General features: G+C 72.9%; 12 protein-coding genes and 2 tRNA genes. 4 read left to right on the top strand and 10 right to left on the bottom strand.

The window, feature by feature from the left end; all coding sequences use genetic code 11:
• Positions 1-32: 32 nt before the first annotated feature.
• Positions 33-866: a phosphoribosylaminoimidazolesuccinocarboxamide synthase gene (locus tag JQN84_RS08920; protein WP_204957868.1), complete on the bottom strand. Its 834-nt coding sequence runs from the start codon at positions 864-866 to the stop codon at positions 33-35.
• 134 nt (positions 867-1,000) lie between these two features.
• Here JQN84_RS08920 and JQN84_RS08915 point away from each other — a divergent pair, with 134 nt between their 5' ends.
• Positions 1,001-2,332, top strand: coding sequence for an ABC transporter substrate-binding protein (locus JQN84_RS08915; protein ID WP_281894355.1), 1,332 nt, complete (start codon positions 1,001-1,003; stop codon positions 2,330-2,332).
• Positions 2,333-2,368: 36 nt separating this feature from the next.
• Here the strand turns inward: JQN84_RS08915 and JQN84_RS08910 are convergent, their stop codons facing one another.
• From JQN84_RS08910 to JQN84_RS08880, 7 genes are all read right to left on the bottom strand, one after another.
• A complete protein-coding gene (locus tag JQN84_RS08910; RefSeq protein WP_204957867.1) occupies positions 2,369-2,566 on the bottom strand; it encodes a hypothetical protein in 198 nt (65 codons plus the stop codon).
• A 224-nt stretch (positions 2,567-2,790) separates the two neighbouring features.
• Positions 2,791-2,864: transfer RNA gene (locus JQN84_RS08905), tRNA-Met, on the bottom strand.
• Positions 2,865-3,078: 214 nt separating this feature from the next.
• Positions 3,079-3,152: transfer RNA gene (locus JQN84_RS08900), tRNA-Met, on the bottom strand.
• A 56-nt stretch (positions 3,153-3,208) separates the two neighbouring features.
• Positions 3,209-4,153: a RodZ family helix-turn-helix domain-containing protein gene (locus JQN84_RS08895; RefSeq protein WP_204957866.1), complete on the bottom strand. Its 945-nt coding sequence runs from the start codon at positions 4,151-4,153 to the stop codon at positions 3,209-3,211.
• Entirely contained in the window at positions 4,143-4,652 is a 510-nt protein-coding gene (locus JQN84_RS08890) for a SigE family RNA polymerase sigma factor (protein ID WP_204957865.1), read from the bottom strand. Before JQN84_RS08890 ends, JQN84_RS08895 begins: the two co-directional genes overlap by 11 nt.
• Before the next feature lie 144 nt (positions 4,653-4,796).
• Entirely contained in the window at positions 4,797-7,793 is a 2,997-nt protein-coding gene (locus JQN84_RS08885; protein ID WP_204957864.1) for a UPF0182 family membrane protein, read from the bottom strand.
• A gap of 129 nt (positions 7,794-7,922) precedes the next feature.
• Positions 7,923-8,936 (bottom strand): YlbL family protein, encoded by a 1,014-nt coding sequence (locus tag JQN84_RS08880; protein WP_204957863.1) that lies wholly within the window; start codon positions 8,934-8,936, stop codon positions 7,923-7,925.
• Between the two features lie 182 nt (positions 8,937-9,118).
• Between JQN84_RS08880 and JQN84_RS08875 the strand changes: the two genes are divergently transcribed.
• Positions 9,119-10,348 carry a zinc-dependent metalloprotease gene (locus JQN84_RS08875; RefSeq protein WP_204958197.1) on the top strand — a complete coding sequence of 410 codons (1,230 nt, stop codon included), beginning with the start codon at positions 9,119-9,121 and terminating at the stop codon, positions 10,346-10,348.
• A gap of 114 nt (positions 10,349-10,462) precedes the next feature.
• Here JQN84_RS08875 and JQN84_RS08870 read toward each other — a convergent pair whose 3' ends face one another.
• Positions 10,463-11,062: a hypothetical protein gene (locus JQN84_RS08870; protein ID WP_204957862.1), complete on the bottom strand. Its 600-nt coding sequence runs from the start codon at positions 11,060-11,062 to the stop codon at positions 10,463-10,465.
• Positions 11,063-11,197: 135 nt separating this feature from the next.
• Entirely contained in the window at positions 11,198-11,728 is a 531-nt protein-coding gene (locus JQN84_RS08865; protein WP_204957861.1) for a M48 metallopeptidase family protein, read from the bottom strand.
• A gap of 510 nt (positions 11,729-12,238) precedes the next feature.
• On the opposite strand from JQN84_RS08865, the gene JQN84_RS08860 reads away from it, so the two are divergent.
• Together JQN84_RS08860 and JQN84_RS08855 are read left to right on the top strand one after the other, a co-directional pair.
• Positions 12,239-12,406: a DUF5679 domain-containing protein gene (locus tag JQN84_RS08860; protein WP_007464795.1), complete on the top strand. Its 168-nt coding sequence runs from the start codon at positions 12,239-12,241 to the stop codon at positions 12,404-12,406.
• Between the two features lie 254 nt (positions 12,407-12,660).
• Positions 12,661-13,773, top strand: a complete 1,113-nt coding sequence (locus JQN84_RS08855) for a ThiF family adenylyltransferase (protein ID WP_204957860.1) — start codon at positions 12,661-12,663, stop codon at positions 13,771-13,773.
• The last annotated feature ends 180 nt before the right edge of the window (positions 13,774-13,953 follow it).

The following is a 13,953-nucleotide window of genomic DNA, read 5'->3' as shown; positions in this document are numbered from 1 at the left end:
GGCCCGCCACGGGCCGGCCGGGACGCGGTAGGTCAGGACCAGCGTTCGCCGGTCAACCGTTCGTAGACGTCGACGTAACGGGCCCGGGTCGCCTCGACCACGTCGGCCGGGACCTCGGGCGCGGGGGACCGCTTGTCCCAGCCGCTGCTGGTCGCCCAGTCCCGGACGTACTGCTTGTCGTAGGAGAACTGGGTGCGGCCCGGCTGGTACGACTCGGCCGGCCAGTAGCGGGAGGAGTCCGAGGTGAGCACCTCGTCGCCGAGGACCAGCGTGCCGTCCGCCGCCCAGCCCAGTTCGATCTTGGTGTCGGCGACCAGGATGCCCCGGTCGGCGGCGAGTTCCGCACCCCGCCGGTAGACGTCCAGGGTGATCTGGCGCAGCCGCTCGGCGGTCTCCGCACCCACCTTGTCCACCACGTCGGCGAAGGTGATCGGCTCGTCGTGCTCCCCGGCCGGCGCCTTGGTCGACGGGGTGAAGATCGGCTCCGGCAGGATCGACGCCTCGACCAGGCCACGCGGCAGCGGCACGCCGGAAACCGCGCCGGTGCGCTCGTACTCCTTGAGGCCGCCACCGGTCAGGTAGCCCCGGGCGACGCACTCGACGGGCACCATGTCCAGCCGGCGGCAGCGGATCGCCCGGCCGGCGAACTCGGCCGGCACGTCGGTGGTCGAGACGACGTGGTGCGGCACCAGATCGGCGAGCTGCTCGAACCACCAGAGCGACAGGGCGGTGAGCAGCCGTCCCTTGTCCGGGACCGGGGTGGGCAGCACCACGTCGTAGACGGAGATCCGGTCGGAGGCGACCAGGATCAGGTCCTCGCCGTCCGCGTAGACGTCCCGGACCTTGCCCGAGTGCAGAAGTTCCACGTGCCCTAGTACACCACGGGGACCACGCCGGCCGGGTCGCCCACCCGTGCGGCCGGCGGGCGGGCGTTGACACCCGGCCGCGCCACCTGCGTGAATGGTCCGGCTACCGGCCCGACCGTCCCCAGGAGCACCACGTGTCCGCTGTGCGTCCCCCGCTGGTCCGGCCCGGCGTCGACCCGGCCCGGCGGCGGCTGCTCGGCGCACTGCTCGGGGTCCCGGTGCTGGCCGCCGGCGGGCTGAGCGGGTGCGGCGGCGAGGCGGAGTCGCCGACGCCTGACGGCCCGGTGGAGCTGTCGGTCTTCTGGTACGGCGGCACCCGACGGGCCGAGGCCACCGAACGGGCCCTGCGGCTGTACTCGGCCCGCAACCCGCAGGTCACCTTCCGGGTGACCTGGCAGGGGCAGGGCGGCTACTACGAGCGGCTCGCCACCCAGGCCGGTGGCGGCAACGCGCCCGACCTGTTCCAGATCGACGACTCGATGCTCGGCGACTACGCCCAGCGCGGCATCCTGCTCGACCTCGGCGGCTACGTCGACGATGGCCGGATCAACCTGAACACCCTGCCGACCGGCCTGATCGACTACGGGAAGATCGACGACCGGGTGTACGGCGTCGCGGCCGCGCAGACCCACCCCGCCGTGGTGTTCAACCGCGACCTGCTCGACCGGCTCGGGGTCGCCGCCCCGACCACCTCGATGACCTGGGCCGACTATCTGAGCTGGGCCGCCGGGGTGACCCGGGCCGGCCGGGGCCGGGTCGCCGGCTCGATGGACCCGTCGGGCGACCACCGGGCGCTGTGGCTGTGGCTGCGTGGGCTGGGCACCCGGTTCTACCAGGGTCGCCAGTTGGGCTTCGGTTCGGCCGCGCTGCTGGACTGGTTCGAGTTCTGGGAGCGGGCCCGCAGCCAACGGGCCACCCCGGCCGCCGCCCTGGTGGACCGCGCCGACGGTGGCGAGCCGGCCCGGCAACTGGTGGTCAGCGGGCACACCGCCGCCTCGTTCGCCTGGTCGCACCAGTTTCCCGAGTTGCAGCGCTACAGCAGGGACGAGCTGGCCCTGGTCGGCTTCCCCGGCCCCCGGGCCGCCCAGTGGGACCGGGCGTCGATGTACTGGGCCGGGTTCCGGGGCACCCGGCACCCGCAGGTGGTGGCCGACGTGGTCGACTTCCTCACCGGCAGCGTGGAGGTGGGCCGGCTGCTCGGCACCGAGCGGGGCCTGCCGGCCAGCCTGACCGTACGCCAGGCGGTCGTGCAGACCCTCGACGATCCGCTGGCCGAACAGGTCGCCGCCCTCGGTGAGGCGCTGCACCAGCAGGTCGGCCCGGCACCCGCGCCACCCCCGAGAGGGCACAACGAGGTGCGGGCCCTGCTCACCGAGGCGGCCCGGAGCATCCGCGCGGGACGCTCCGGGGCGCGGGCGGCGACGACACAGTTCATGGCCCGGGCCCAGGCGGCCCTGGCCCGGTGACGGGTCGGCGGGACGGGCGGTGACGCCGGTCGCGGGTCAGCGGGGCGGACGGTTGCGGCGGTTGCGGGTCAGCAGCACCACCAGCAGGACGATGCCGCCGACGACCACCAGGCAGCAGAGCAGCCCGAAGACGCCGAACCCGCCGGCCCTGGACCGTCGCCGGGCCGCCTCCACCACCAACTCGCCGGTGCCGGTGGACGCCCACGCGGCCACCGGCACGAAGACCGACAGCACGACCGCGCCGAGGACCGCGCTCAGCCGGCCCCACCATGTAATCGGAGTTGACGTCCTGATCTCAGTAGACATGCCCTCATCCTGACCGAGGCCGGCAACTCCGGCACGCCGAAGCCCGGGCCGGTTTCCGGACGCGGGTACCCGGAGACCGGCGCGGGCCCAACGATGCCGGGGCGGAAACGGCGACAGGCCCCGGAGACGAACTCCGGGGCCTGTCGAACGAGTAGCGGGGACAGGATTTGAACCTGCGACCTCTGGGTTATGAGCCCAGCGAGCTACCGAGCTGCTCCACCCCGCGTCGGCCCGTTAAGCCTAACCCATCCGCCCGACGGAGATCGGCCGGCCCCCCGATCCGGCGTCCACCCAGCTCAGGACGCCCACCGGAGACCACCGCCGTCCGTGCCGCCCCATCCGCCGGCCGCGGTACGCCGGTTTCCGACCCCACGACGGCGGACCCGTCGACGGAAACGGCGACAGGCCCCGGAGACGAACTCCGGGGCCTGTCGAACGAGTAGCGGGGACAGGATTTGAACCTGCGACCTCTGGGTTATGAGCCCAGCGAGCTACCGAGCTGCTCCACCCCGCGTCGGCTGGTTAACCGTAGCCTACCGACCCCCGGGCCCGCAAAACGGCACCCGGCGGTCAGTCCAACCAGGCCCGCAACGCGTCCACCGCCCGCCCGCTGTCCGCGTCCACCTGCGACCGGTCACTGGACGTGCCCTCCCAGCCCTGCTCCCAGAGCACGGTCACCACGTCCCCGAGCCGGATCGCCCGGACCAGCCGGACCTCCTCCCCGCCGACCGGGTCGCCCGCCCCTTCGGAGTACGACCGACGCAGCTCGAACAGCACCGACTCGTCGCCGTAGCCGCCCCCGCCGAGCAGCCGGTACCGGGACGTCACCCCCGGGGTGTCCGACGACTGCTGGATCGGGCAGTCCCGCACCGCCGCCCGCAGTTCGCCGAGCGCCTCCCCGGCGTGACCGGACCGGTAGACGGTGATGGTGTGCCGGTAGCTGCCGTCCGGGACGTACCCCTTCGGGGTGTCGGCGTACCGGAAGGCCAGGGCGCGGCCCCGGCGCTGGACGACACCCGAGTCGCCGGGGTGCGCGCCGCAGAGCTGCGGCAGCGTCGGGCCGGCGTCGAACGTCGCCCGGATTCCGGTGTCGTTGGCCGCGGCGAGGGTGAAGAACGCCGCGTCGGGGATCGCGGTCGGCGGTTGGCCGGACGGCGACGTGACGGCCGGGTTGGCCGGGCCGGCCGACGACCGGCCGGCCGAACCGGTGAGCGCGGACGCGGCCGGGACGGAGGTCACCGTCGCCGCCGGCGACACCGCCGGGGCGGGCACCGACACGGCGGTGGTGGGTGGGAGGGCCGGCGGCCCGGCGGGCGGGCCGGGCGCGGCGGTGAGCACGAACCGGGTGCCGGCCGCCGTCCCGCCCACCAGGGCCGCCACGACCAGCACCCCGGCCGCCGCCCGCAGCCGGGCCCGCCGGTCGGCGTACCGACGGACCAGGTCGGGCGAGACCAGGCCGCCCGGGTCGGTGTCCTGCGCCAACGATTGGTAGAAACGGTGCAGCTCACGCGACATCGTTGACCTCCAACTCCTTCGCCGAGACGCCGGGGAGCAGCTCGGCCAGCCGGGACCGCCCCCGGGACAGCCATGACTTCACGGTGCCGCTGGGCACCCGGGCTTCGCGGGCGATCTCCTCCACCGGCATGTCGAACAGGTAGTGCAGGGCCAGCGCCTGACGCTGGTTGGCGGGTAGCTGCCGCAGCGCGGCCACCAGCAGCACGGTGTCCTCGCCGGGTGGCCGCACGTCCTCCGGTGGCCCGGTGCGGCTCAGCGCCGTCCGCCAGCTGCGTAACCGGCGGAACCGGTCGGCGGCCAGCCGGCTGATCACCAGCCGCAGCCACGCCTCCGGCGCGGGGTGCTGCGCCAGCCGGCCCCACTGCCGCCAGGCGCGGGCGTACGCCTCCTGGACGAGGTCCTGCGCCTCACCGTGGTCGCCCGCCACGGCGTGACCGTAGCGCAGGGTCCGCGCCGAGGTGCTCCGGTAGAACTCGTCGAAACTCCGCTCGTCCCTCATGCCCGCACCACGTCCCCCCGTCCCGGCCACTGCACTGGAGACGGTCAGCGGCATCGTGAGGTTGCGGGACAACCGGTCGGAAAAACGACGGGACCCACGATCCCGGTACGGATCGTGGGCCCCGTCGACGCGGGACCAGGCGGGTCAGCCGCCGCCGGACGGCGTCGGTGTGGCGGGCGGGTTACCGCTGGACGTGCCCGCCGGGTTGCCCTGTTGGGCCTGCTGGAAGGCGGTGATCGCCTCGTCCAGCGCCTTCAACGCGCGGCCGTACCGCTCGAAGTCGCCGGACGCCTGCGCGGCCTTGACCTCGGCGATCGCCGCCTGGACCCGTTGTGTGGCGGCGGCCAGGTCGGCGGCGGGAGGTGGGCTGCTCGCCCCGGGCGAGGCCGTCGGCGAGGGGGACGGCGGGGTGCCGCCCGAGGGCGGCGGCGTCTCGCCACCCGGTGGCGGGGTGGTCCCCTGCCCGGCCCGTTTACCCTGCTCGACGAGCTGCTTGATGCCGTCGGTGACGTTGTTGGCCAGCACCACGTACGAGCCGCCGTCGCCGTACGACAGGAGCACCTTCTGCAACAGCGGGTACGCGTCCTGCTGGTTGCTCTTGACGTAGACCGGCTCCACGTAGAGCATCCCGTTGCCGAACGGCAGGGACAGCAGGTTGCCGTACTGCACCTGGGCCTGGTTGGAGGAGAGCAGGTTCAGCTCGGTCCGGATGGTCGCGTTGTTGGTCATCTGCTGGTGCACCTGCACCGGGCCGGAGATCCGGGTCTGGTCGGGCAGTTCCAGCACCTCCAGCTTCGGCTGCCCGTCGACGTACGACCCGGAGATCAGCGCGGCGAGGTTCTGCCTGCCGTTCGGGGTGACCGCCGAGGTGAGCTGGAACCGGGGGGCGTCCTGGTTGGGGAACTGGGTGAACAGGTAGTACGGCGGCTGCTTCTGCCCGCTGTCCGGCGCGTCCGGCACGTTCGGCACCTGCCAGAAGTCCTGGCCGGAGTAGAAGTCGCCGGGGTTGGTGACGTGGAACTTGGTGAGCAGGTTGCGCTGCACCTTGAACATGTCGGCCGGGTAGCGGAAGTGGGCGGCCAGGTCGGCCGGGATGGCGCTCTTGGGCAGCACCAGGTCACCGCCGAACGCCTTGTTCCATGCCTTGAGCACCGGGTCGCCGTCGTCGAACTCGTAGAGCCGGACCGTGCCGTCGTACGCGTCGACGGTGGCCTTCACCGAGTTGCGCATGTAGTTGACGTTCTCCCGGGCGAGCTGGAAGGTGCCCCGGTTGGTCAACTCGTCGGTGGTCTCCTGCTGGAGGTTGATCCGCTCGGCGTACGGGTAGGTCGCGGCCGTGGTGTAGCCGTCGATGATCCACTGGACCTTGCCGCCCACCACCGCCGGGTACGGGTCGCCGTCGAGGGTGAGGAACGGCGCGACCTTCTCCACCCGGTCCCGGGGGTTACGCACGTAGAGCAGTTTGGAGTTGTCGTTGACCGCCTCGGAGAGCAGGAAGTTCGTCTCCTGCTCCTTGATCGAGTAGAGCAGCCGGCGGGTGAACGAGCCGATCTCGACGCCGCCCTCACCGGTGTAGGTGTAGTACTGCTCGCCGCCGGTGGTCGGGGTGGGCCGGTCGAACTCGACGTCCTTGTCCGCGCTGGTCTGGCCGACGATGGCGTAGTCGTCGGGCTGCATCCGCTCGCCGTAGTAGATCCGCGGCTGGCTGGCCGGGATCTGCTCGGCCTGCGAGGAGCACGCCTCCTGCGCCTTCTCGCCGAGGAAGCCGGAGACGAAGTACGGCTGCCCGCCGCAGACCACCTGGTTGGCCGGGGCCGCGACCAGTCCGTAGCCGTGGGTGTAGACGGTGTGCCGGTTGATCCAGTTGTTCTGCTGGTCGGTCAGCTCGCCGTAGTTGATCTCGCGGACCCCGACCACGTAGTCGGAGGTCTTGTTCTCCACCGAGTACCTGTCGATGTCCAGCTTGGGGCCGAAGTCGTAGAACCCCCGGACCTGCTGGAGCTGGGTGTACGTCTCGGAGACCAGTTGCGGGTCGAGCAGCCGGACGTTCGGCACCACCGAGGTGTCGGTGGCCAGGCTGGCCGGGGGCACCAGGTTGCTCGCCGCGTACCCCTCGGTCTGCACGTCGGATATGCCGAACGCGGCCCGGGTGGCGTCGATGCTGCGCTGGATGTACGGGGCTTCCTTGTCCCGGGCGCTCGGCTTGACCTCGAAGGTCTGCACCGCCCACGGGTAGATGCCGCCGATCGCGACGGCGGAGACCCCGAGCAGGGCCAGCGAGATGCCCGGCCAGACCAGGTTCCGCATCACCGCGTTGGAGAACACGATGATGGCGATCGCCACCACCACCGAGATGTACGCCAGGATCTCCTTGGCCGGCAGCAGCGCGTTGACGTCGGCGTAGCCGGCGCCGTACAGCTTGGCGCCCTCGTTGTACTCCAGCAGCATGGCCCGCCGGTCCAGCACGTACGCCACGGCCTTGAGCAGGACGAAGACCGCGACCAGCGTGCTCAGGTGGGCGCGCGCGGAGTTGGTCATCCGGTCGCCGACACCCTGTAGGCGCACCCCGCCGAAGATGTAGTGCACGGCCAGCGCGCCGATCAGCGCCAGCACCACGGCGGTGAAACCGACCCCGAGCAGGTAGCGCCAGAACGGCAGCTGGAAGACGTAGAAGCCGACGTCGATGCCGAACTCCGGGTCCTTGACGCCGAAGTCACCGCCGTTGCGGAACAGCAGCCACTGCGACCAGCGGCCCTGCGCGGAGAGCCCGGCGAACAGGCCGAGCACCACGGCGGTCAGGCTGATCCAGGTGCCGATGCGCGGGGTGAGCAGCATCCGGTACCGCTCCAGGGTGGCCTGCTCCAGCGAGTGCGGGCGCAGCTTCGGCCGCAGCCGGTACGCCAGCCACAGGTTCCCGCCCACGAACGCGGCCAGGCCGAACCCGACGGCGAGGAAGAGCAGCAGCCGGGTGAGCAGCACACCGGTGAACACCTGGGTGTAGCGGACCTCGTCGAACCACAGCCAGTCGGTCCACGCCTGCACCCCCCAGCCCAGCAGGGTGAACAGGAGGAACACCCCGACCAGGACCCCGATGGTGACGCGTCCGCGCCGACTCATCCTCGGCAGGGGGCTGCTACGCATGGCCACTGTTTGGCTCCGCACGCTCGATGTGATCGGCTCCGGACAGGCACCCAGAGTACGGGGTGTTCCTGAACGTGTCGGGTCAGGTCGTGCCCGGGTCGCCCCGGTGTCCCCGGCGTGGCCCCGCCCTCAGCAGCGGGTCGGTTCCCCACCGGCGCGCAACGTGTCCAACGCGGTCAATGCCTCGTCCAACGAACCGACCTTGAGCATGGGCAGACCGGGTTGCGGGTTGCGGACCGCCTCGGCGCAGTTGTCGGCGGGGACCAGGAACACCTTGGCCCCGGCCTTCTTCGCCCCGACCAGCTTCTGGGCGATGCCGCCGATCGGACCGACCCGGCCCTCGTCGTCGATCGTGCCGGTGCCGGCGATGATCTTCCCGCCGGTCAGGTCCTCCGGCTTGAGCTTGTCGATGATGCCGAGGGCGAACATCAGCCCGGCGCTCGGGCCGCCGATGTCCTTCAGGTCGATCTTCAGGGTGAACGGGTGCGGCTGCCGCTGGTCGGGGACCACCCCGATACGCGGGTGGCCGTCGGATTCCCGGCTGGTCACGGTGGCGGTGCCGGCCGCGCCGTCACGGACGTACCCGATGGTCAGCGCGGTGCCGGCGGGCTTGCCCCGGACCAGCTCGACCAGCCGGGACGCCGAGGTGACCTGCGCGCCGTCGACGGTGGTGACCACGTCGCCGGCCTTGAGCGCGCCGGCCGCCGGCCCGTCCGCGGCGACCTCCTTGGCCACCACCTCGACCGGGTAGCCGAGCTTGACCAGCGCGGCGGTCTCGGCGCTGCTCTGCGAGTTCTGGAAGTCCTCCGCGTTGCGCTTCTCGACCTCCTCCTGCGACTCGCCCGGTGGGTAGACCAGTTCCCGGGGGACCACAGCCTCGTCCTTGGACAGCCAGCCGGCGATCGCGGCGCGCAGCTTCACCGTCGGCTGCACCCCGACCGTGGTCATCCGGAGCTGACCGGCGGAGGTGGAGGTCTCCCGGCCGCTGACCTGGATGACCTCCCGGCCGTCGTTGGTGCCCAGGGTGTTCACCGTCGGGCCGGGGCCGAGCACCACGTACGGGATGGGCGCGCCGAGCACGCCGATGCTCAGCAGGGTGGTGAGCAGAGCACCGAGGAGGACGGTCACGCCACGACGTCTCATGCGGCAGAGCGTACCGACCGGTGGCGGTGGGTCCGGCGGGCTGCGGCCGACTTCGCCCTCAGCGCAACGCCAGCTGCGGTTACCAGGGGCGCGGCGCGCGTACCGTAGACGTCGTGCCTGATATTCCGTTCGGTTTCGCGCTCCCGGGTGGGCAACCACCAGACCCCAACGATCCCGCGCAGATGCAGCAGTTCATGTCGCAGTTGCAGCACCTGCTCTCCGCGCCGGGCAGCGGGCCGGTCAACTGGGACCTGGCCCGCCAGGTGGCCGCCAGCCAGCTCGCGGCCACGGGTGACCCGATGGCATCCCCCTACGAACGGCACGCGGTGGAGGAGGCGCTGCGCCTGGCCGACCTCTGGCTGGAGCCGGCCTCGGCCTGGCCGACGGGCATCCGCACCTCCCTGGCCTGGAACCGCAACGAGTGGATCTACAAGACGCTCGACGTCTGGCGCAAGCTCTGCGACCCGGTGGCCAGCCGGATGGTCGGTGCGATGGGCGACCTGGTCCCGCCGGAGGCGCGCGCGCAGCTCGGCCCGATGCAGTCGATGGTCGCCACCCTGGGCGGGGCGCTCTTCGGCGGTCAGCTCGGGCAGGCCCTCGGGCAGCTCGCCGCCGAGGTGCTCTCCGCCGGTGACATCGGCCTGCCGCTCGGCCCGGCCGGCACCGCCGCGCTGATCCCGGCCAACATCCGGGTGTACGGCGAGGGCCTGGAGCTGCCGGAGGACGAGGTACGCCTCTACGTCGCCCTGCGCGAGGCGGCCCACCAGCGGCTCTTCGAGCACGTCCCGTGGCTGCGCGGACACGTGCTGACCGCGGTCGAGAACTACGCGTCCGGCATCCGGGTCAACCGGGAGGCGATCGAGGAGGCGATGGGCCGGGTCGACCCGACCGACCCGGAGTCGATGCAGGCGATCGCCCTGGAAGGGATCTTCACCCCGGAGGACACCCCGGCGCAGAAGGCGTCCCTGGCCCGGCTGGAGACGGTGCTCGCGCTGGTCGAGGGCTGGGTCTGCCACGTGGTGGACAGCGCGGCGACCGACCGGCTGCCCAACGTGGTCCGCCTCGGTGAGGCGTTCCGTCGCCGCCGGGCGGCCGGCGGGCCGGCCGAGCAGACCTTCGCCGCGCTGGTCGGCCTGGAGCTGCGTCCGCGCCGGCTGCGGGAGGCGTCGGCGCTGTGGGCGGCGCTGACCGAGCACCGGGGCATCGCCGGCCGGGACGCCGTCTGGGGCCACCCCGACCTGCTCCCGTCGGACGCCGACTTCGCCGACCCGGTGGCGTTCGCGACCACCTCGACCGACCTCGACGACGAGCTGGCCACGTTCGACTTCACCGCCCCGGGCGGTCCGGAGGAACAGGCGCCGGGCAGCCGGCCCCGCCCCGACGGCACCGACGGCGACACCGACCGGCCCTGACCGCTACCGATCAGCCGCGACACCGGCCGGACCGCCCGACTCCCGGGCGGGCCCGGCCGGTCGCCGTCCGTCGGCCGGCTGCGCTGGTCGGGCCGGCCGCGATGGTCGGGCCGGTCAGGTTCGGTGGCCGGAGAGCAGGGCGCGGGTCGCCTCCCAGCCCTCCACCGCCGGGTCCAGGGCGGCCAGGTCGGCCGGGCCGCGCAGCCGGTGCCAGCCGGGGGTGACCGCCACGTCGGCCGGGGCCGACGCCACGCGCCGCAGGTCCGCCGGCCCGGCGACGTCCAGGTCCAGCGCCGGCAGCCACCCGGGTACGGGCAGCCGGGACGCCACGCCGAGCAGTCCCGGCCCGCCCTCGACGGGGGCGACGGCGACGGGTCGGCTGGTCAGCGGTCGCAGCAGCTTGCCCAGGACGAGCCCCGGCAGGTCGGGGGCGTCGGCGGCGACCACGGCGGCCTGGTCGTACCCGTCGAGGGCGGCCAGCACGGCGGTGACGGTCGGCTCGGGCACCTCGTAGACGGGAGTGTCGGGCCAGCGCACCGCGTCGGCCAGCCAGCGGTCGGCCGGGGTCACCGCGAGCGCGGTCTCCACCTCGGCGAGGGTGGCGAACAGGTCCACCACGTCCTCGGCCAGCGCGGTACGCCAGCGGATCAGCTCGACGCCGGGCGGCGACCAGGCCACCGGAGCGAGCAACGCGACCACCACCCGTCGGACCATTCCCCGACTGTAGTGGGCGGCCCGAGGGTGATCGACTCCTGTGGGCCGGAGTAGCGCCGTCGACGCCGCCCGGACACCGCTACCTGCGCGCAGATGAGTTGATCACCCCGGCAGGGCGCCCGACGGGTGGGCCGGTCAACCGGCGACCGGGACGGCCGAGGCGGCGGCCACGCCCTCCAGGTAGCCCCGGGCCCGTTCGGTCTTGGCGTACCGGCCGACCAGGGCCCAGAAGCGGGCGTTGTGGCTCGGCACGATCAGGTGCGCCAACTCGTGCAGCAACACGTAGTCGAGCACCCAGTCGGGCATCTCCTGAAGCCGGTGCGAGATCCGGATGGTCCGGTCGGCGGGGGTGCAGGAACCCCATCGACCGTTCTGGTTGGTGACCCAGCGGACGCTTGCCGGCAGGGCATCGCCACCCTGGTCGGCCAGGTAGAGATTGATCAGGCGCAGGGCCCGGTCGAGCAGTTCGGTGTCGTTGCGGGCCAGTCGGCCTTCCCGGGCGGCGAGCCGGGCGAGCATCCGGTCGACCCACTCGCTCTCCTCGGCCCGGGAGAACTGGTCCGGGATGAGCACCACGACCCGCTCGCCGTCCCGGTAGGCGGACACCGTGCGTCGCCGGCGCTGACTGCGCCGTACCTCGACGACTGGCTTCCGCGCCGCCGCCATCAGTGGGCCGCGCAGCCGTGGTTTCCTGCCACGATGGAAAGCTAATGCGTACTGACCAGGGGTCCGCAAGAGTCAACACCCCGACACGCGCCCGGAAAATGGTGGTTAGTAGTAAGGAGTCCGAAAAAAACTGGTGGTGACCATGGAGCCGGACCACCGTCACCCTTCGTGGCGACACCGGAAGCCACCCGCGGGCGCGATCTCCACGGTAGGTGATCGGTCCCGACGGCGTCACCGCACCCCCGTCCGGGGGACCTCCCAGAGGGCTCCACACGGCGTGTCCCCGGCAAACTCACTTATCCCGCCCTTTTCGGGATGCACACTCTCGACGTCGACTTGCTCACAGTGTCGATGCACCGCTGACATGGAACCGCCCAGAGCTGGGTAGGGTCCGCCAACCGGCGGTCACGTGGGTGGCCGCGGAGAAGGACCCGGTGCCGGCGCCCCCAGGCCCGCCGCCGGGAGCACCGCCGGACCGACGTGCCCGGCGGACGAGACGAGGAGGCTACCGTGGCCGACCAGGCCCAGACCTACAACGGTTACTGCGTGAAGTGCAAGGAGAAGCGGGACTTCGAGGGGCACGTCGAGGTCTCGAAGACCGGGATGAACATGGCCAAGGGCAAGTGTCCGGTGTGCGGCACAACAGTGAACCGCATCCTGGGCAAGGCCAAGGTCTGACACCCGTTCGGGTACGACGCGGGAGGGGCGGCCCGGTGGGCCGCCCCTCCCGCGCCCGCGCCCGCACCCACCCCGCCCGACCGTGGCAGCCGCCCGTCGCCCACCACCCGAGCGGCAGATCTGTCGGCTGCCTGACATAACTCCGCGTAATCTGTGGATAACTCGCGGGATCCTGTGGACAACGCTGGATCTGGCGCTGCACACCTGTGGACAACGAGCGACGCACCGCAGGGACTCGGTCACGATTCGTCGTCATGAGCCCGCCCCACGCCGTGCCCACCCACCCGGCGCCCACCCACGCCGTACCAACCCACGCCGCGCCCTCCCGTACCGCGCTGTTGCGTCCGGCACTGGTGCCGGGCCTGACCCGGCTCTGGCGGGACCGGCACACCCTGCAACTGGGGCTGACGCCCGGCCGGGCCGTCCTGCTGGAGGTGGCCGACTCGCGGGTCACCCGGCTGCTCGACCTGCTCGACGGCACCCGCAGTGAACGTGGCGTGCTGGCGGACGCGGCGAGCGCCCGGGTCGACCCGGGCCAGGCCCGGGGATTGATCGACACCCTGCACGCCGCAGGGCTGGTCGTACCGGCGCACACCCTGCTCCCCCGCGACCTGACCGGCCCGGACCGGACCCGGCTGGCCGCGGAGGCCGGGGCGCTCGCCCTGGCCGCGCCCGCCCTGCCCGGCACTCCGGCCCAGGTGCTCCGGCGTCGCCGCGCCGCCCGGGTGGTGGTGGCCGGGGCGGGCCGGCTCGGTGCGCCCGTCGCCGTGGCTCTGGCCCAGGCCGGCGTCGGGCAGGTGACGGTCGGGTTGACCGGTCCGGTGCAGCCGGGTGACCTGGTGGGCACCGGGCTGGCCGCCGCCGACGTCGGGCAGCCACTGGCCGATGCCGTCCGGGCCGCCATCGACCGGGCCGCCCCGGGCACCCGCACCCGCCCGGCCGACCGACGCCGGGTCGAGCTGGTGGTGCAACTCGGCACGGACCGTCCGGCGGCCCTGCTCGCCACCGGGTACGCCAGGCGTCGCCAGCCCCACCTGCTGCTCACCCTGCGGGAGGGGACACCTGTGGTCGGCCCCCTGGTCCGGCCGCCGGTGGGGCCCTGCCTGCACTGTCTGGAGCTGCACCGCACCGATCGTGACCCGGGCTGGCCCGGCCTGGCCGCCCAGCTCGCCACCGGTCCGGCGGACCAGTCCTGTGGCACCGCCACCCTGCTCACCGCCGCCGGGTACGCGGTCGCCGAGGCGCTCGCCCAGCTCGACGGCGGCACCCCGGAGACGGTCGGCCGCACGGTGGAGGTCGGACCGGGCGGCCGGTTACGCCGGCGGGCCTGGGCCCCGCACCCGGACTGCTCCTGCTCGGGCCGTTGACGCCGGCCGAACGCCCGCCGGCCACAACCGGGTCCGGTCCGCGGCGTACGCCTCCGGCCGGCCCGTCCGGGGCGCGGTGGGGGCGGCGGACGGGGGTCGCGGGAGCACGGAACGGGGGACGGGGCCACCCAGCCCGGCTTCAGCGCAGCAGCGGGGCCACCAAGTCGGTAACAATGGCCA

The organism is Micromonospora humidisoli, from assembly GCF_016900955.1.
In the GTDB taxonomy this organism is placed as follows: Bacteria; Actinomycetota; Actinomycetes; order Mycobacteriales; family Micromonosporaceae; genus Micromonospora; species Micromonospora wenchangensis.
This window is presented reverse-complemented; position numbering and strand designations above follow the sequence as displayed.